16 protein-coding genes and 1 tRNA gene are annotated in these 17,012 nt (G+C 58.7%); 4 read left to right on the top strand and 13 right to left on the bottom strand.

Going from position 1 to position 17,012, the window contains the following annotated elements:
- Nucleotides 1-32: 32 nt before the first annotated feature.
- The 3 genes from D882_RS0106760 to D882_RS0106750 all read right to left on the bottom strand — a co-directional run bounded on the left by D882_RS0106760 (nt 33) and on the right by D882_RS0106750 (nt 2,160).
- Entirely contained in the window at nt 33-971 is a 939-nt protein-coding gene (locus D882_RS0106760) for an AraC family transcriptional regulator (RefSeq protein ID WP_027922525.1), read from the bottom strand.
- Nucleotides 972-993: 22 nt separating this feature from the next.
- Entirely contained in the window at nt 994-1,827 is an 834-nt protein-coding gene (locus D882_RS0106755) for an oxidoreductase (RefSeq protein WP_027922524.1), read from the bottom strand.
- Between the two features lie 243 nt (nt 1,828-2,070).
- A tRNA-Ser gene (locus D882_RS0106750) sits at nt 2,071-2,160 on the bottom strand.
- 308 nt (nt 2,161-2,468) lie between these two features.
- On the opposite strand from D882_RS0106750, the gene D882_RS0106745 reads away from it, so the two are divergent.
- The 3 genes from D882_RS0106745 to D882_RS0106735 all read left to right on the top strand — a co-directional run bounded on the left by D882_RS0106745 (nt 2,469) and on the right by D882_RS0106735 (nt 5,215).
- Nucleotides 2,469-3,158 (top strand): crotonase/enoyl-CoA hydratase family protein, encoded by a 690-nt coding sequence (locus tag D882_RS0106745; RefSeq protein ID WP_027922523.1) that lies wholly within the window; start codon nt 2,469-2,471, stop codon nt 3,156-3,158.
- Nucleotides 3,159-3,372: 214 nt separating this feature from the next.
- Nucleotides 3,373-4,095, top strand: coding sequence for a 1-acylglycerol-3-phosphate O-acyltransferase (locus tag D882_RS0106740; RefSeq protein ID WP_027922522.1), 723 nt, complete (start codon nt 3,373-3,375; stop codon nt 4,093-4,095).
- Nucleotides 4,096-4,243: 148 nt separating this feature from the next.
- A complete protein-coding gene (locus D882_RS0106735) occupies nt 4,244-5,215 on the top strand; it encodes a magnesium and cobalt transport protein CorA (protein WP_027922521.1) in 972 nt (323 codons plus the stop codon).
- An 85-nt stretch (nt 5,216-5,300) separates the two neighbouring features.
- On the opposite strand, the gene D882_RS0106730 is transcribed toward D882_RS0106735, so the two are convergent.
- The 3 genes from D882_RS0106730 to D882_RS0106720 all read right to left on the bottom strand — a co-directional run bounded on the left by D882_RS0106730 (nt 5,301) and on the right by D882_RS0106720 (nt 9,496).
- The gene (locus tag D882_RS0106730) at nt 5,301-6,023 is read right to left on the bottom strand and encodes an amidotransferase (protein ID WP_027922520.1); all 723 of its coding nucleotides are present in this window, start codon (nt 6,021-6,023) and stop codon (nt 5,301-5,303) included.
- A gap of 95 nt (nt 6,024-6,118) precedes the next feature.
- Nucleotides 6,119-8,263, bottom strand: coding sequence for a 3-hydroxyacyl-CoA dehydrogenase NAD-binding domain-containing protein (locus tag D882_RS0106725; RefSeq protein ID WP_027922519.1), 2,145 nt, complete (start codon nt 8,261-8,263; stop codon nt 6,119-6,121).
- Between the two features lie 27 nt (nt 8,264-8,290).
- Nucleotides 8,291-9,496 (bottom strand): acetyl-CoA C-acetyltransferase, encoded by a 1,206-nt coding sequence (locus D882_RS0106720; protein ID WP_027922518.1) that lies wholly within the window; start codon nt 9,494-9,496, stop codon nt 8,291-8,293.
- Nucleotides 9,497-10,089: 593 nt separating this feature from the next.
- Here D882_RS0106720 and D882_RS0106710 point away from each other — a divergent pair.
- Complete coding sequence (locus D882_RS0106710) at nt 10,090-10,911, top strand: cytochrome c (RefSeq protein WP_027922517.1); 822 nt, start codon at nt 10,090-10,092, stop codon at nt 10,909-10,911.
- Nucleotides 10,912-11,032: 121 nt separating this feature from the next.
- Here the strand turns inward: D882_RS0106710 and D882_RS0106705 are convergent, their stop codons facing one another.
- The 7 genes from D882_RS0106705 to D882_RS0106675 form a co-directional block, all read right to left on the bottom strand.
- On the bottom strand, nt 11,033-11,842 hold the full coding sequence (locus tag D882_RS0106705; RefSeq protein ID WP_027922516.1) for a transglutaminase family protein: 810 nt from the start codon (nt 11,840-11,842) through the stop codon (nt 11,033-11,035).
- The gene (locus D882_RS0106700; RefSeq protein WP_027922515.1) at nt 11,839-12,789 is read right to left on the bottom strand and encodes an alpha-E domain-containing protein; all 951 of its coding nucleotides are present in this window, start codon (nt 12,787-12,789) and stop codon (nt 11,839-11,841) included. Before D882_RS0106700 ends, D882_RS0106705 begins: the two co-directional genes overlap by 4 nt.
- A 12-nt stretch (nt 12,790-12,801) precedes the next feature.
- Nucleotides 12,802-14,211, bottom strand: coding sequence for a circularly permuted type 2 ATP-grasp protein (locus tag D882_RS0106695; protein ID WP_027922514.1), 1,410 nt, complete (start codon nt 14,209-14,211; stop codon nt 12,802-12,804).
- A gap of 398 nt (nt 14,212-14,609) precedes the next feature.
- A complete protein-coding gene (locus D882_RS0106690; protein WP_027922513.1) occupies nt 14,610-14,951 on the bottom strand; it encodes a ribonuclease E inhibitor RraB in 342 nt (113 codons plus the stop codon).
- Nucleotides 14,952-15,166: 215 nt separating this feature from the next.
- The gene (locus D882_RS1000000131875; protein ID WP_059181336.1) at nt 15,167-15,400 is read right to left on the bottom strand and encodes a hypothetical protein; all 234 of its coding nucleotides are present in this window, start codon (nt 15,398-15,400) and stop codon (nt 15,167-15,169) included.
- Nucleotides 15,401-15,619: 219 nt separating this feature from the next.
- Complete coding sequence (gene speE, locus D882_RS0106680) at nt 15,620-16,495, bottom strand: polyamine aminopropyltransferase (RefSeq protein WP_027922511.1); 876 nt, start codon at nt 16,493-16,495, stop codon at nt 15,620-15,622.
- Nucleotides 16,496-16,770: 275 nt separating this feature from the next.
- Nucleotides 16,771-16,962, bottom strand: coding sequence for a PLDc N-terminal domain-containing protein (locus D882_RS0106675; RefSeq protein WP_027922510.1), 192 nt, complete (start codon nt 16,960-16,962; stop codon nt 16,771-16,773).
- Nucleotides 16,963-17,012 lie beyond the last annotated feature (50 nt).

Raw genomic sequence — 17,012 nt, 5'->3', positions numbered from 1 at the left:
GGGTTCGGCAGTCTAGCAGGCCCGACTTATCACTAATGCGACGAAACATAAAAGGACGGCGTGGACGGCGCAGGCAACGCATAGGTCGCCTTCATCCACTCAATCTCAGCCTGGGGCGTTCGGCCGAAGAAGCGTTTGAACTCCCGACTGAATTGCGAGGCGCTTTCGTAGCCCACATTGAACGCCGCAGCCGAAGCGGTCATCGCGTTGTGCAACATCAGCAATCGAGCCTGATGCAAGCGTGTCGACTTGAGGTATTGCATCGGAGACGAGTCCGTCACGCTACGAAAATGCAGGTGAAAGCTGGGCACGCTCATGCTTGCTTCCTGGGCAAGGGACTCCACATCCAGGTGCTCGTGGTAGCAACTGTGGATCTTGCGGATGGCCCGAGTGACCTTGCCAAAGTGCCCCTGGCGATTAAGCGCCGCGCGCATTGAGCCACCCTGCTCGCCCGTCAGGATGCGGTAGTAGACTTCCCGCATCAGCGACGGGCCGAGTATGTGCGCATCACCCGGTCGACTCATGGCGTCAAGGAAACGCAGCGTCGAGGTACGTAACAAGTCGTCCATTGGCGACGCGTACATGCCTTTGGGCTGGGCATCACTGGGTCCTAGTGCTTCATCGACTTGCAGCAGCAACTCGCTGGCCAGCTGGAAGTTCAGGCGCATGTAAACCGCCAGCATCGGCTCCGCTTCGCTGGCATCGGTCTCCATGGTGAACGGAACGGGGACGGAGACCACGAGATAATGCTGGGCGTCGTAAAGGTAGACATCATCGCCCAGATACCCGCGCTTGCGTCCTTGGCACAGGATCACGATGCCGGGGTCGTACAAAACCGGAGTGCGGGTCAGCGGGCGGTTTGAACGCAAAAAGCGCACGTCCTCCAGCGCGCTCAGGTTGTAGCCTTCAACCGGAGCGAGCTTTTCCATCAACTGCACCATGCGCGAGGTGCGTGAGTCGACCTGAGTCATTAATGCTCCCTGTACTTGCCGATCAGCCATCGGTTGAACGGGTCACCGCTTCCCATTGATCTATTTCACTGGCAGCGCTGGCAAGCTTGTCACGCACCAGGCTCAATGCATCGCTACCCAACAACACGTGCGCAGGCGGCGTCGGACTGGCAATGACCTGCAACATCGCTTGTGCTGCTTTTCGCGGGTCGCCCAGCTGTTTGCCGCTCTTCTCTTCGCGTGCCTTACGTACCGGGTCGAAACTGGCGTCATAGTCGGCAATGCTTCGCGGCGTGCGTTGCATCGAACGTCCTGCCCAGTCAGTGCGAAACGAGCCAGGTGCCACCGCCGTGACGAAGATATTGAAAGGCCGTAGCTCTTTGCTGAGTGTGTCCGAGATACCTTCGAGAGCAAACTTGCTGGCGCAATAGTAGGCGATACCCGGCATTGTGATGGTGCCGCCCATGGACGTGATATTGAGAATGTGACCGGCCCGACGCTTGCGGAAATAAGGCAGGAAGGCCTTGATCACCGCTACCGCGCCGAAGACATTGACGTCGAACTGATGACGCATCTCATCCAGCGGCGACTCCTCGAGGATGCCCTCATGTCCGTAGCCGGCATTGTTGACCAATACATCGACCGGGCCGTGGTTTGCTTCAACCTCCGCTATGACGCTGTCGATGCGATCAAAGTCCGTTACATCCAGGATGACCCCATGAACACTGTCCGGGGAAAGAGCCTGAAAAGCTTGCAACGCGCTTTCACTGCGAACGGTGCCGATGACGCGATGGCCCGCTGCAAGCGCTTCTTGCGCCAGGGCGTTGCCGAAGCCGCTGCTGACCCCGGTGATGAAGAGGGTTTTTCTGCTGATCATGGCCATCTCCGACAAGTAGGTGTGGTGCCATGGTAGCTATCGCAAACCAGGCGACCTATGCCGATTTGTCTTCGAGCATTGCCTATTCGTATCAGGGGCAAGAGTGAGGTGAGCGCAGTTAGCCATTCGGCAGTTGTTTGTCGTGCGCTTTCGATGGGGCACTGGCCAGACTCTTTTTCAGCCCCCGGAAACCACAAAACCCCTGATTTCTCTCGAAATCAGGGGTTCTGGTTACATCGAATTTGGCGGTGAAGGAGAGATTCGAACTCTCGATACAATTTCTTGTATACACACTTTCCAGGCGTGCTCCTTAAGCCACTCGGACACTTCACCGTATCTCGTCAAACAAGTTCTGTCTGTCGAGGCGCGCTAATGTAGTCGAAACCATTTCCGATGGCAAACTTTTTTTGCAGAATTTTCATGCGCTTAGCGTTTTAGTCGTTCCACCGGGTTTGGCGTCATGGCAAACCTGCCAATCTCCGGCTTCGCGCCTGCTTCTATATAGAAGGGAACGCGCCGCGGATGTGGCGGGCTACGCTTGTGCGGCGGGGAAAGGGTGACTGGCGGGTCAGTCACGGCGCTTTACCTGGCCTGTCGCGGTGGGTAACGTCTGCCCCAACTTTCATACAAGGAATAGCGTCATGAGTGAGTTGATTTCCTACCATCTCGAAGACGGTATCGCGACCCTGACCCTGAGCAATGGCAAGGTCAATGCCATCTCGCCCGACGTGATTGCCGCGTTTAACGCTGCGCTGGATCAGGCAGTGACTGATCGTGCGGTGGTGATCATTACCGGTACGCCGGGGATTCTGTCCGGTGGTTATGACTTGAAGGTGATGACGTCCGGTCCGAAAGAAGCCGTGGCATTGGTCACTGCCGGTTCGACGCTGGCCCGTCGCCTGCTGTCGCACCCGTTCCCGGTGATCGTGGCGTGCCCTGGGCATGCCGTGGCCAAGGGTGCGTTCCTGCTGTTGTCGGCGGATTACCGCATTGGGGTTGATGGCCCGTTCAGCATTGGTCTGAACGAAGTGCAGATCGGCATGACCATGCACCACGCCGGTATCGAGATTGCCCGTGATCGCCTGAGCAAGGCTGCGCTGCATCGCTCGGTGATCAATGGCGAGATGTTCACTCCGAAGAGCGCCGTAGACGCAGGTTTCCTCGACGTGGTGGTCTCGGCCGAAGAGCTGGAGGGCGCCGCGCTGGCGGCCGCTCGTCAATTGAAGAAGATCAACATGACCGCGCACAAGAACACCAAGTTGAAAGTACGCAAGGCGCTGCTGGAGACGCTGGATAACGCAATCATCCTCGATCAGCAACACTTGGGTTAAGCCCAGACTCGCAGCGTTGAAAAGCCCGACCGTCGAGTCGGGCTTTTTCTTACCCATGATGTTGAAAAGTCTGTAACCGCTCTAGAACGCGTCTGACCCACAAGTCGGAAACATGCGCACAAACATCGCCTATCTCCCTCCTCTATAGCGGCAATTGCCGAAAACAGTGCACATCCGTACACTGCGCCACCTTTTGTCCCGGTGGGGCCTGTAAATGCTGTTTGTGTTTCGTATGTTCTTGATGGGCCTGCACTTTATTCTGGCCGGTGTGCTTGGGGTGATTCTGGGCCTGTGTCGCCCGTTCAACCCGGACAACAGCCGTTTGTGCGCACGTCTCTATGCGTGGCCGGCGATGTGTATTTTGCGTTTACGGGTGAAGGCCGATGTCGGGCCGTTGATGAACAAGCCTGACAGCTGCGTGATCATCGCCAATCACCAATCCAACTACGACCTGTTTGTATTCGGCAACGTGGTGCCCCGCCGTACCGTGTGCATTGGCAAAAAGAGCCTGAAGTGGGTGCCGCTGTTCGGGCAGTTGTTCTGGCTGGCCGGCAACGTGTTGATCGATCGCGGCAATGCGCACAAGGCGCGCCAGTCGATGTTGACCACCACGCACACCTTGCAGCATGAAGACACGTCGATCTGGGTCTTTCCGGAAGGCACGCGCAACCTGGGCGAAGAGTTGCTGCCGTTCAAGAAAGGCGCGTTCCAAATGGCGATTGCTGCCGGCGTACCAATCGTGCCCGTGTGCGTCAGCAGTTACGTCAAACACATGCGATTGAACCGCTGGCGCAGTGGGAAAATTCTGATTCGCTCGCTGCCGGCGATTCCGACAGCAGGATTGAGTCTGGACGACATGCCCCTGCTGATGGCCCAGTGCCGCGAACAGATGCGCGAGTGCATCGCTTCGATGGATCGGCAACTGCAAGCCGCTTAAAAAAGAAACCCGCCTGGTGCGGGTTTTCTTTTGCCTTCGAACTTTCACCTTCGAACTCTGCAGAGTTCGCTCACTCTGAAGCATCAGACAAGGCTAAGCTGAAGATTGCCTGCCACTGCCACCTGCTAATAAGAAGTGAACCTGAATCATGGGTAGAGTTGTTGCTGCTGCGGTTTACAGCGCCGGTAAGAAAGTCACCAACATCACCCTCGACGAGGGCGCAGCCTGGGCCGCAAAACCCGGCCACTTTGTCTGGATCGGCCTCGAAGAGCCGGACGCCCAGGAGCTGGCCAACCTGCAACGCCAGTTCAACCTGCACGAACTGGCCATCGAAGATGCCCTGGAAAAACACAGCCGGCCGAAACTCGAAACCTTTGGCGACGCATTGTTTATCGTCACGTATTCGCCCATTCGTAACGAAGGCAAACTGCAGTTCATCGAGACGCATATCTTTGCCGGTAACGGCTACATCATCACTGCACGCAATGGTCATTCGGCGTCCTATGCCTATGTCCGGCAACGCTGTGAGGCGCGCCCATTGTTGCTTGAACACGGGGAGGACTTCGTTCTCTATGCCCTCCTCGACTTTGTGATCGAAAACTACCAGCCCGTGGGCGAAGCGATCCACGCCGAGATCGATGAGCTGGAGCGCAACGTGTTGTGCAGTGCGTTGAATGAACATGACATCCAGAAACTGCACGGCCTGCGCCGGGACGTATTGCGCCTGCGTCGTTATGCGGCGCCGATGGTGGAGATTGGTGAGGAATTGCAGAAACTGAGCTTCCCGTTCATCGACAAGAACATGCGCCCGTACTTCCGGGATGTGCAGATTCACGTGACGCGGCAGATGGAAGACCTGACGACCCTGGCCGACATTGCCAGCCAGACGATTGAGGTGGGGGTGTTGCTGGAGGCTTCACGCCAGAGCGTGGTGCAGCGCAAATTTGCCGCGTGGGCGGCGATTTTGGCGTTTCCGACGGCGGTGGCCGGGATTTACGGGATGAACTTTCAAAACATGCCGGAGCTGGCGTGGCACTACGGGTACTTCGGGGTGTTGGGGTTTATTGCGGTGGGATGCACAAGTTTGTGGGCGAGTTTCAAGAAGTCGGGGTGGTTGTAGCCACTACCCAGGTGTCAGTGACAATCGCGAGCAAGCTCGCTCCCACAAGGGTATCTCCATTGTGGGTGCGAGCTTGAATCAGGTTTTAAACCGTTTCTGGCTTGTGCGCAACAAACCGCATCATCCACTCCGCTACCGTAGCGCCATGATGCTCATGCTCAAGGCTCTTCACGCCTTTGGAGTAGATCTGCTCGCCCAGCGCTTCCTGACGAATGTCCAGCAGCGCTCGCGAATAGTCGTGAATGAATTCCGGATGACCCTGGAAGCACAGCACTTGATCATTGATGTGATAAGCCGCGAACGGGCAGAAATCGCTGGAGGCGATGACCGTGGCGTTTTCCGGTAGCGACGTCACTTGGTCCTGGTGGCTGATCAACAAGGTCAACTCTTCCCTGACCGGGCTCATCCACGGCGCCTTGGCCGCGAGTTTGTAACTGTGGGTGCCGACACCCCAGCCTTGGGTGGCACGTTCGCTTTTGCCGCCCAGCAACAACGCCAGCAACTGATGGCCGAAACACACGCCCAAGAGTTTGTCGCCGCGTTCGTAGCGGGTCAGCAGGTATTTCCTGAGGGTTTCGATCCACGGGTCGGTGCCGAAGGAATCGGCCTTGCTGCCGGTGACCAGATAAGCGTCGAAGGTCAGGTCATCGCTTGGGTATTCGCCCTGCATCACGTTGTAGACCGTGAACTCGGCCGCGATAGGTTGCTGCGAAAACAGGTGCTTGAACATCTGCCCGTAGCCCTGATATTGGTCGACCAATTCTGGACGCAGGATGTCGGTTTCCAGAATGCAGATGCGTAACGACATAAAAAATACCTGACACGTGATGGGAATAATGCACACCCCAGAGCCTGCCTCGAAACACCGTTCCAAGGCAAGCCCCGCGAAGCGTCACCGGTCCCTTAAAACGTCTCCCCTTTGGCGGCTTTTTCCAGCAACAACGCTGGCGGATTGAAGCGTTCGCCATACTGCGCGGCCAGGTATTGGGCGCGGGCGACGAAGTCTTGCACGCCGTACTGATTGATGAATTGCAGTGCACCGCCGGTCCAGGCCGCGAAACCGATGCCGAAGATCGAACCGACGTTGGCGTCCGCCGTCGACGTCAGCACACCCTCCTCCACACAGCGCACGGTTTCGATGGCTTGCACGAACAGCAGGCGATCACGCACATCCTTGGGCGAAATCTGCCCGTCAGGCTTTTCGAAACGGCTTTTCAGCTCTGGCCACAGATGCTTCTGGCCAGCGGCCGGGTATTCGTAAAAGCCGCCTCCTGCCGCTTTACCGGGGCGTTTGTATTCGTTGAGCAGCAAGTCGATCACCGCAAAGGCCGGATGCTCTGTCAGCGGTTTCCCTTCGGCTTGCAGGTCTTTGGCCGTTTGCTGACGGATATGGCTCATGAGACTGAGGGAAACCTCATCAGAAATCGCCAGCGGCCCGATGGGCATGCCGGCCTTGCGTGCTTCGGTCTCGATCATCGGCGCGCTGACGCCTTCGCCGAGCATGGCGATGCCCTCGTTGGTGAAGGTGCCAAACACCCGCGAGGTAAAGAAGCCGCGACTGTCGTTGACCACGATCGGGGTTTTCTTGATTTGCAGGACGAAATCGAAGCCTCGAGCCAGGGTTTCGTCGCTGGTATTGGCGCCTTTGATGATTTCCACCAGCGGCATTTTTTCCACGGGACTGAAGAAGTGCAGGCCGATGAATTTGCTCTGGTCCGGCACCGCGGTGGCCAGGCCGCTGATCGGCAACGTCGAGGTGTTGGAAGCGATCACCGCATCCGGCCCGACGACTGTTTGCGCAGCCGATGAGACCCTGGCTTTGAGCTCGCGATCTTCGAACACCGCTTCGATGATCAGGTCGCAACCCGCCAGGTCGGCATCGTTTTCCGTGGTACGGATCCGCGCCAGAATCGCCTCACGCTGCTCGGCAATCATCTGGCCGCGCGCGACTTTCTTGTCCAGCAACGCTGCCGAATGGGCCTTGCCCTTCTCCGCCGCCGCCAGCGTGATGTCCTTGAGCACCACCTCGATGCCTGCCGATGCGCTGACAAACGCGATGCCCGCGCCCATCATCCCGGCGCCGAGTACCCCGACTTTTTGCGTCACACAAGGCGCAAAACCTTGCGGCCGCGAACCGCCGGCATTGATCTCGTTGAGTTGGAACCAGAAAGTGCCAATCAGGTTTTTCGAGACCTGGCCCGTGGTCAGCTCAGTGAAGTAGCGAGTTTCGATCAGGTGCGCAGTGTCGAAATCCACCTGGGCGCCCTCAACCGCCGCGCAGAGGATTTTCTCCGGCGCAGGCATGCAGCCTTGGGTCTTGCTGCGCAGGATCGATGGCGCGATGGCGAGCATCTGCGCGACTTTCGGGCTGGACGGGGTGCCGCCGGGGATCTGATAACCCTTCACGTCCCAACGTTGTACCGCCGTCGGATTGGCCAGAATCCAGGCCCGCGCCTTGCTCAGCAGTTCATCAGGATCCTTCGCCAACTCGTCAATCAACCCGGCCTGCAACGCCTGTTGTGGCCGGACTTTTTTGCCTTCGAGCAGATACGGCAAGGCTTTCTCGATGCCCAGCATCCGCACCATGCGCACCACCCCGCCGCCGCCCGGCAGCAAGCCGAGGGTGACTTCCGGCAGGCCGAGTTGCACGGATGGATTGTCCAGCGCCACGCGATGATGACACGCCAGGCAGATTTCCCAACCACCGCCCAATGCGGCGCCGTTGATCGCGGCCACCACCGGTTTGCCGAGGGTTTCCAGGGTGCGCAATTGACCTTTTAGGGTCAGCACCATGTCGTAGAACGCTTTGGCCTCTGGCTTGCCGACCTTGATCAGTTCATTGAGGTCGCCGCCAGCGAAGAACGTCTTCTTCGCCGAGGTGATGATCACCCCGGCGATGCTGTCTTTTTCAGCGACCAGACGGGCGACGCAGGCGGCCATGGCTTCGCGGTAGACCGCGTTCATGGTGTTGGCGCTCTGGCCCGGCATGTCGATGGTCAGGACAACGATCCGGTCCTGACCTTTTTCGTAACGAATGGCTTCAGTCATGAACATGTTTCCTTGGAAGTCGGGGGCTCAGAGGCGTTCGATGATGGTGGCAATGCCCATGCCGCCACCGACACACAACGTCGCCAGGCCATAGCGCAGGCGTCGGGTTTCCAGCTCATCGAGCAGCGTGCCGAGAATCGCGCAGCCCGTGGCGCCCAGCGGATGACCCATGGCGATGGAGCCGCCGTTGACGTTGACCTTGTCCGGATCGATGGCCATGTCCTTGATGAATTTGAGCACCACCGAGGCGAACGCTTCGTTGACCTCGAACAGGTCGATGTCTTCCACCCGCAGCCCGGCCTTGGCCAGCGCTTTACGGGTAGCCGGCGCCGGGCCGGTGAGCATGATGGTCGGATCGGTGCTGGTGACCGCCGTGGCAACGATCCGCGCCCGTGGCTGCAGGCCAAGCGCCCGGCCCTTGGCTTCGGAACCAATCAGCATCAGCGCCGCACCATCGACGATCCCGGAGCTGTTGCCCGGCGTGTGCACGTGATTGATCCGTTCGACATGGCTGTAGACGCGCAACGCCGTGGCGTCGAAGCCCATTTGCCCCATCATCTCGAAACTCGGCTTGAGCTTGCCCAAGCCTTCCAGGGTGGAGTCGGCGCGAATGAACTCATCGTGATCGAGCAAGATGATGCCGTTCTGATCCTGCACCGGCACCAGCGACTTGTTGAACGAACCGTTCGCCCGTGCCCGCGCCGCTTTCTGTTGCGAGTGCAGCGCGTAGGCATCCACGTCCTGACGGCTGAACCCTTCGAGGGTGGCAATCAGGTCGGCGCCCACGCCTTGCGGTGTGAAATGGCTGTGCAGATTGGTTTCCGGGTCCAGCGCCCAAGCCCCACCGTCGCTGCCCATGGGCACGCGAGACATCGACTCGACACCGCCGACCACCACCAGGTCTTCGAAACCGGAGCGCACCTTCATCGCGCCGAGGTTCACCGCTTCAAGCCCCGAAGCGCAGAAGCGGTTGATCTGCACGCCCGAGACGCTGACGTCCCAATCCGCCACTTGGGTCGCGGTTTTGGCGATATCGGAGCCTTGATCACCAATCGGCGTCACGCAGCCGAGCACCACGTCATCGACCTGGCTGGTATCGAGCGACGTGCGCTGTTGCAGCGCCGTGAGCAAGCCGGCCACCAGATTGACCGGTTTGACGCTGTGCAAGGCGCCATCGGCCTTGCCTTTGCCACGGGGCGTGCGTAACGCGTCGAAAATCAAAGCTTGGGTCATGACGTCCTCGAACCTGGGCGGTGAGTAAATACTGAGTGCTCACTCTTATGCCGGGCCGCCGCGGATTCAATGACCGCAGTGCTCACTGACGTTGACTGACGTGCTCAGACGGACGGTAGTGAGCGATGGGATTAACCGATTCAGGACACGGAGCTGTCTAGCAAAAGGGCGCCCAAGAAGCTGGCAATAGGCCTCATGCTTTTTAAGAGCATTTGTCGATAGTTCCATACGAAATGGATCTAAGTCACGAGTGACGCGGGCTCTAAGGTGAAGTGTACGAAGTTGTCGTCGGGTTTTGCCGAGGCACTCGTCTGACAGGAAGTGCAACGCTCTGCCGTCATGGAGATATGCAGGCAGGCATCAGGAAATAACAAAAAAGGCGGTCAAGCCATGTTCAAACATTCGAAAGTACGTCAAGCCGGGCTCATTCTTTTCGCCACCACGCTGTTGTTGATTTTGCCGAATCTGACCAAGGTGATTGGCTAGTCGGTAAAAGAAAACGGTGTCAGGTATTTATATCGTCATTCTAAAAATGTGACTGGCCCGCTACCCGGGCCAGCGTGGGTGTGCCAACCTTTGGGCACTTCCACGACATGGACGGCGATCTATTGAAAACGCTCATTCTGTTCGGGGCCTTGCTGCTCAGCACGCCTCTGTTTGCCGCACAGCTGAACCTCGAGCTGGGCGCGACCACTCGCACCTGGCAGACCGAAGAACTGCTCAAGCACCCGCAAGTCCAGACCCTCCATATTGCCGACGACGTTTCCTACAAACGGGACATGAGTTATCAAGCGGTGCCGCTGGCGGCGCTGTTGACCGGCATCAAGCCCGATGACCATTTGCAAGCCGTGGCGCTGGACGGATTTGCCGCCGAGTTGGCCGCGGCGCCTTTGCTCAACACCCAAGGTGCGCGGGCGTGGCTGGCGATTGAAGACCCGGCCAAACCTTGGCCGGCATTGTCAGAAGGCAAGCCGGGGGCCGGGCCGTTTTATCTGGTCTGGACGGATCCGCAGGCCGGCAATATCAGCCCGGAACAATGGCCGTTTCAGGTGTCCAGCATCAAGCGCCTGGCGCCGGTCGCTGCGCGCTTCCCTGCCCTGCTGCCTGATCCGGCGTTGAAGGCGGGCGATCCGGTGAATCAAGGCTTTGCGTTGTTTCAGAAGAACTGCCTGGCTTGCCATCGATTGAACGGTGCCGGGGATGCGCAGTTCGGGCCGGATTTGAATATTCCGTTTAGTCCGACCGAGTATTTCGGGGCGGAGTTCTTGAAGCGCTATATCCGTGATCCGCAGAGCTTGCGCCAGTGGCCGCAGGCGAAGATGCCGGGGTTTACGGCGCAGGTATTGCCAGATGCGGATCTGGACATGCTGGTGGGGTATTTGAAGCACATGGCCGGGCGCAAAATTAAGCCCTGATACCCATCCCCACTGTAGGAGTGCCTGCTCGCGATAGCGGTGCGTCAGTTACAGATTTGCTGACTGGAAGACCGCTATCGCGAGCAGGCTCACTCCTACAAGGGATTTGTAAGGCGCCTGATTATTGTTGCTGGACGGAGATAACCGGCATCGGCGTCGGCGACACAAACACCTTCGCATGCATCTGCTCACACCCACCGCCCCGGCGCATTCCGCGTACCGGACAGGCGTCCAGATAATCCAGGCCCACGGCAAGCTTCAAATGGCGCTCGGGCCGGGCCAATTCATTGGTCACATCAAAGCTGTACCACGCATCATCGAGCCAGGCTTCCGCCCAGGCGTGACTGGCCAGGTGTTCGCTGTTCTCGCTGTACAGATAACCCGACACATAACGCGACGGAATGCCCAGGCTTCGCGCACAGGCGAGAAACGCATGGGTATGGTCCTGACAGACGCCGGAACGTCCGGCAAAGGCCTGGGCCGCGCTGGTGTCGACTTCGGTCGAGCCTGGCGTGTAGGTCATGTGCTGGTTCAGGCCATGCATCAAGTCGATCAGTGCGGTGCGATCCCGACGGGTCTTGCATTCCTTTTGCGCGAACGCTCGCAAGGCTTCGTCGGCTTCGGTCAGCCGGGTGAAACGCAGGAACGGCAGCGCCGACTGGCTCTCATGTTCGGCTTCGCGCAGTTCATCGATATCCACCTGACCACGGGCGCCAATGATGATCGCCTCGTGCGGCTCGTCCATGGTCAGTACATGCAGGATGTTGCCGAACGGATCGAGTTGCGCGCGCACCGGGCGCGGCAGGTCGAGTTGCCAACTGAGCACGTGCTGACGCTCGCTGTCATGGGGTGTCAGTCGCAAATACTGGATGCTCGCCCGCACCTGATCTTCATAGTGATAGGTGGTTTCGTGGCTTATGGAAAGTCTCATGCAGCCTCCAGGTAAGAACTGTGAATGGCGTTGCCCAACTGGCGCACCAGCGGGATGAATTCGGTCAGCCAGGCATGCAGGCCTTCGTCGAGAATTTCGTTGATGCCGGTGTAGCGCAGGCGTGCGTCGATCTCGGCGGCCAGGCGCTGCGCGGGGCGGCCGTTGGCCCCCGGCAGGCTGGCGAGAATCTGGTCGATTTCTTCGGTGCACGCGCGCAAGGAACGCGGTACATCCGCGCGCAGCAACAGCAACTCGGCCACATGCCGGGCACCGGGGGCGTCGCGGTAGATCTCGGTGTACGCCTCGAACGACGACAGCGCTCGCAACAAGGCGCTCCACTGGTAATAGGCGTGCGCCGTGCTGTCACTGACCGCTTCGGCTTGATCGCCGGCCATTTCGTAGCGTGCATCGAGCAGGCGCAGCGTGTTGTCGGCCCTTTCGATAAACGTCCCCAGACGAATGAAGCGGAACGCATCGTTACGCATGATGGTGCCGTAGGACGCGCCCCGGAACAGGTGGGAACGTTCCTTGATCCACTCGCAAAAACGGCTCATGCCATAGCGGCTCAAGCCCTGTTCGGCGATCCCGCGAATTTCCAGCCAGGTGGCGTTTATGTTTTCCCACATGTCGGCGGTGATTCGCCCACGCACCGCATGGGCACTGGCTCGCGCCGAACCGAGGCAGCTGTAGATGCTCGCCGGGTTGGCCGCATCGAGGGCGAAGAAATGCAACAGCCGTTCGGCATGCAACTCGCCGTGGCGCTCCAGGTAATCGTCCAGGGTGCCGGTGATCAGCAGCGGCATGGCGAGTTCGTGCAGCCCGTTGCCGCGACCATCCTGCGGCATCAGCGACAGCGAATAACTGATGTCGAGCATCCGTGCGAGGTTTTCCGCCCGCTCCAGGTAACGCGACATCCAATACAAATCCGAGGCAGTTCTACTTAACATGGCAGGCTTCCTTCAATCCTCGACCACCCAGGTGTCCTTGGTTCCGCCACCCTGGGAGGAATTCACCACCAGAGAGCCTTCACGCAAAGCAACACGGGTCAAACCGCCGGGCACGACCCGGGTTTCGCGGCCAGACAATACAAACGGACGCAGGTCGATGTGGCGTGGCGCAATGCCGTTTTCGACAAAGGTCGGACAGGTCGACAGGGACAACGTCGGTTGCGCGATGTACGCGTGGGGCTTGGCTTTGATCCGTGCACGGAACGATTCGATTTCCGCCGCCGTCGCCGCCGGCCCCACCAGCATTCCGTAACCGCCAGAGCCCTGGGTTTCCTTGACCACCAGATCCGGAAGATTGGCCAGCACGTGGGACAGTTCGGAGGGATTGCGACACTGGAACGTCGGCACGTTCTTCAGGATCGGCTCCTCGTCGAGGTAGAAACGGATCATGTCGGTGACAAACGGGTACACCGACTTGTCGTCCGCCACCCCGGTGCCGATGGCATTCGCCAGCACGACGTTGCCGGAACGGTACGACGACAGCAGCCCCGGAACACCCAGCATCGAATCCGGATTGAACGCCAGCGGATCGAGGAACGCATCGTCGAGGCGACGGTAGATCACGTCGACAGCTTTCGGCCCGTCCGTGGTGCGCATGAACACCTTGTCATCGCGCACGAACAGGTCCGCGCCCTCCACCAGTTCAACCCCCATTTCCCGAGCCAGAAAGGCATGCTCGAAAAATGCGCTGTTGAAGCGACCCGGCGTCAACACCACCACGCTCGGGTTATCGATCGGGCTGGAGCTTTTCAGGGTATCCAGAAGCAGATTCGGATAGTGATCGATAGGCGCAATGCGTTGCGCCGCAAACAGTTCGGGGAACAGGCGCATCATCATCTTGCGGTCTTCGAGCATGTAGCTGACGCCGCTCGGTGTACGCAGGTTGTCTTCGAGCACGTAGTACGTGCCGTCGCCGTCGCGCACCAGATCGACACCTGAGATGTGCGAATAGATGTCCCGGTGCAGATCCAGCCCTTGCATCGCCAACTGGTATTGCTCGTTGGCCAGCACTTGCTCGGCCGGGATGATGCCGGCCTTGATGATGCGCTGCTCGTGATAGAGGTCGGCAAGGAACATGTTCAGTGCCTTGACCCGCTGAATGCAGCCGCGCTCGACGACCCGCCATTCGCTGGCAGGAATGCTGCGGGGGATGGTGTCGAAGGGAATCAGGCGCTCTGTCCCCTGCTCGTCCCCGTAGAGCGTGAAGGTTATCCCGGCGCGATGAAATAACAGATCGGCCTCGCGTCGCCGTTGTGCCAGAAGCTCGTCAGGCGTTTCGGCCAGCCAACGGGCAAACTCCCGATAATGCGGGCGGACCTGGCCGCCGGCATCGTACATTTCATCAAAATAGGTGCGGATCATGCCGTACTCCTTGTCACCCGGACATCTAGGCTTCGCAAGGCCCGTGCCAGCGGCAGAAACGCTTTGATATCAATCGGTTGGATAATCGCTCCGTTTTCACCGCACCATTCCTGTGCAGCAAACGCCCCAACCTGACAGCCCCCGCTTCATTGCAAGGCGACGTTGTCGCCTATCACCAGCATAGTCAGAGTTGATTTCACTGCCCGGGCGCCGGCGGGGATAATCCGCGCATTCGCTGGATAAACAGCCCGAACTTCCCTTTAGCCGCCTGCTCAGGCGGCTTTTTTTTTGCGCCGGATTCTTGTTTCAGGGTTTTGCCGGACGTGTTTTACGACCCTCCGCAAACTAAAACGGCCAACCCGAAGGTCAGCCGTTAGTGCGTGTCACTGTTCATAGGATTATGCGAGTAGCCCTCGTACCTCCTGCTTGACGCCCCATCCTTCGATGATGCCGCCCAGAGGCTCGACCACCGCCTCGAAGCCTTGCTCGAAATCGCCGATGTCATCGTAAGTGGCGTACATGACTTTGCTCAGTTCGAGCGCCCATGCCCCGTCGTCGCGCACACTGATTTGCGCATTCAGGGATTCGCCACGGTAATGACCTGCTGCTCTGCGGGCCCGCTCCTCGTCGGGAAAAATGGCGTAGAACTCGATGGGGTGGAATCTTGAAAAGTCGAAACCGCCTTCTTTCATGCGGCGCAGCACCGAGCTGCTGATGTCTTCTTGATAGGCTGTGCTCATGAAACGTCCCCCTCATATAGTGATGGATAGACTTTCCGTATTCCCGGCACGCGCAACCGAGTGGTGCGCGCGATGCGGCAACCTCGTTGCCGGTGGGAAGCAAGCATGTAGCTGACAAGACCAGACCTTAGCGATCCGTTCGCTGATCTCGATTGCAGAGTAGCCTCAAGAGAGAGCCGCTGCCAAGGCCTGAATGAGAATGAGACAGGAGAGGTTCAGATTGGCGTGATGCCGAGGATTTGTATGCTGTTCTGGGCTTTGAGACTTTTGACGCTCGCATCAGCAGTTCGCCCTTCCAGATCATTCAGATCCAGTTTGGCAGCGACGGGAAGAAGTCGGGCCTTGATGAGTTTGGCGGCGTGCTCGTTATCCGGACACTCGTTGCACTCAAAGACTTCATCGACTGTTTCACCGTGATCATCCACGAAAGTGATTTTCCACTTTTGCATCAGTGCCTCCTCGATAAAGCCCATGGATGGGCCTACATGCATCTGGACTTTTGCGCTGACTGATCGTTCAAACGAATTGCGATGTTCTGACAGGAAACCGGTTGCCGTTTTTGTAGGAGTGAGCCTGCTCGCGATAGCAATCTGTCAGTCAATAATCATGTGACTGACACACCGCTATCGCGAGCAGGCTCACTCCTACACAGGGGGTGTGTACAACCCTTAGTCGTTGCTTGGCTTGTTCACCGCTTGCAGCACGTATTGCGGCAAGGCGAAGGCGCCGATGTGGATCTCTGGATTGTAGTAGCGGGTGATGATGCCGCTGCCGGCGAAACGCTGTTGCAGGGTTTCACGGGACAATTTGCGATAAGCGGTATCGGTCGCGCCCCAGGCAAATGTCATCGAGCCACCGATGTAGGTCGGCACGGCCGCCTGATAGAAGTGCCAGTCCGGGAACAGGCTGCGCAGACGCCCGGCGGTGGTTTTGACTTCTTCGATCTGCATGAACGGGGTGCCGTTCTGGGTGACCAGGATACCGCCTTCGTTCAGGCAGCGACGGCAGGCCTGGTAGAAGTTTTCCGAGAACAGCACTTCACCCGGACCGATCGGGTCGGTGGAATCAGAAATGATCACGTCGAACTTTTCAGTCGTGGTGGCGACGAAACGCATGCCGTCGTCGATCACCAGGTTCAGACGAGGATCTTCGAACGCACCTTTGGAGTGGTTTGGCAGGAATTCCTTGCACATGTCGACCACGGTGCCATCGATCTCGACCATGGTGATGTGTTCGATGCTGCGGTGCTTGGCCACTTCACGCAGCATGCCGCCGTCGCCGCCACCGATGATCAGCACGCGCTTGGCGCTGCCGTGCGCCAGGATCGGCACGTGGGTGAGCATTTCGTGATAGATGAATTCGTCGGCTTCGGTGGTCTGGATCACGCCGTCCAGCGCCATCACCCGACCCATTCGCGGGTTTTCGAAGATGACCAGGTGCTGGTGTTCGGTGCGCACTTCGTGCAGCAGTTTTTCCATGCGAAAACGCTGGCCATAGCCTTCGTAGAGGGTTTCCAGGTATTCGCTGGCAGGGGTAGTGCTCATGGGAAGTGCTCCGATGAATGCGGGTGGCAACGGACGGTTACCCGCCCATGATGGCCAATCGAGCAGCTCGATTAACCGGGAAAGGCGCGCATTCTACGTCGCGGAAGATGACAGGTCGAACCTCACTTGATAAGTCGACACATTCCTCTGTGGGAGCGGCGGTGCGACGTCTCGACTTGCCTGCGATGCGGACGGCTCGGTCCAGGTAGACCGCAGCGATTCCATCGCAGGCAAGCCGCGCTCCCACTGGTTCAGTGTCGGTTGTGAGGACGCACTCAGATGCGGACGTTGCCCCGTGGCCCGGCGATGGCCCAGATGATCAGGCCCAATACCGGCAGGAACGCGATCAACAGCACCCAGAGGATTTTCATCCCGGTGGTGGCGCCACTTTTTATCACGTTGATGATGGCCCAGATATCCAGCACGAAAATGATCAAGGCGACCAGGCTGTTGAACGTAGAACCCATGGTGACGCTCCCTAAGAGTGATATGCACCCTTAGGATAGCCGGGCCTTGC

Source organism: Pseudomonas sp. URMO17WK12:I12, assembly GCF_000514395.1.
GTDB classification, from domain to species: Bacteria; Pseudomonadota; Gammaproteobacteria; order Pseudomonadales; family Pseudomonadaceae; genus Aquipseudomonas; species Aquipseudomonas mucoides.
The sequence above is the reverse complement of the archived record's forward strand: the minus strand, read 5'-3'. Positions and strand labels throughout refer to the sequence as shown.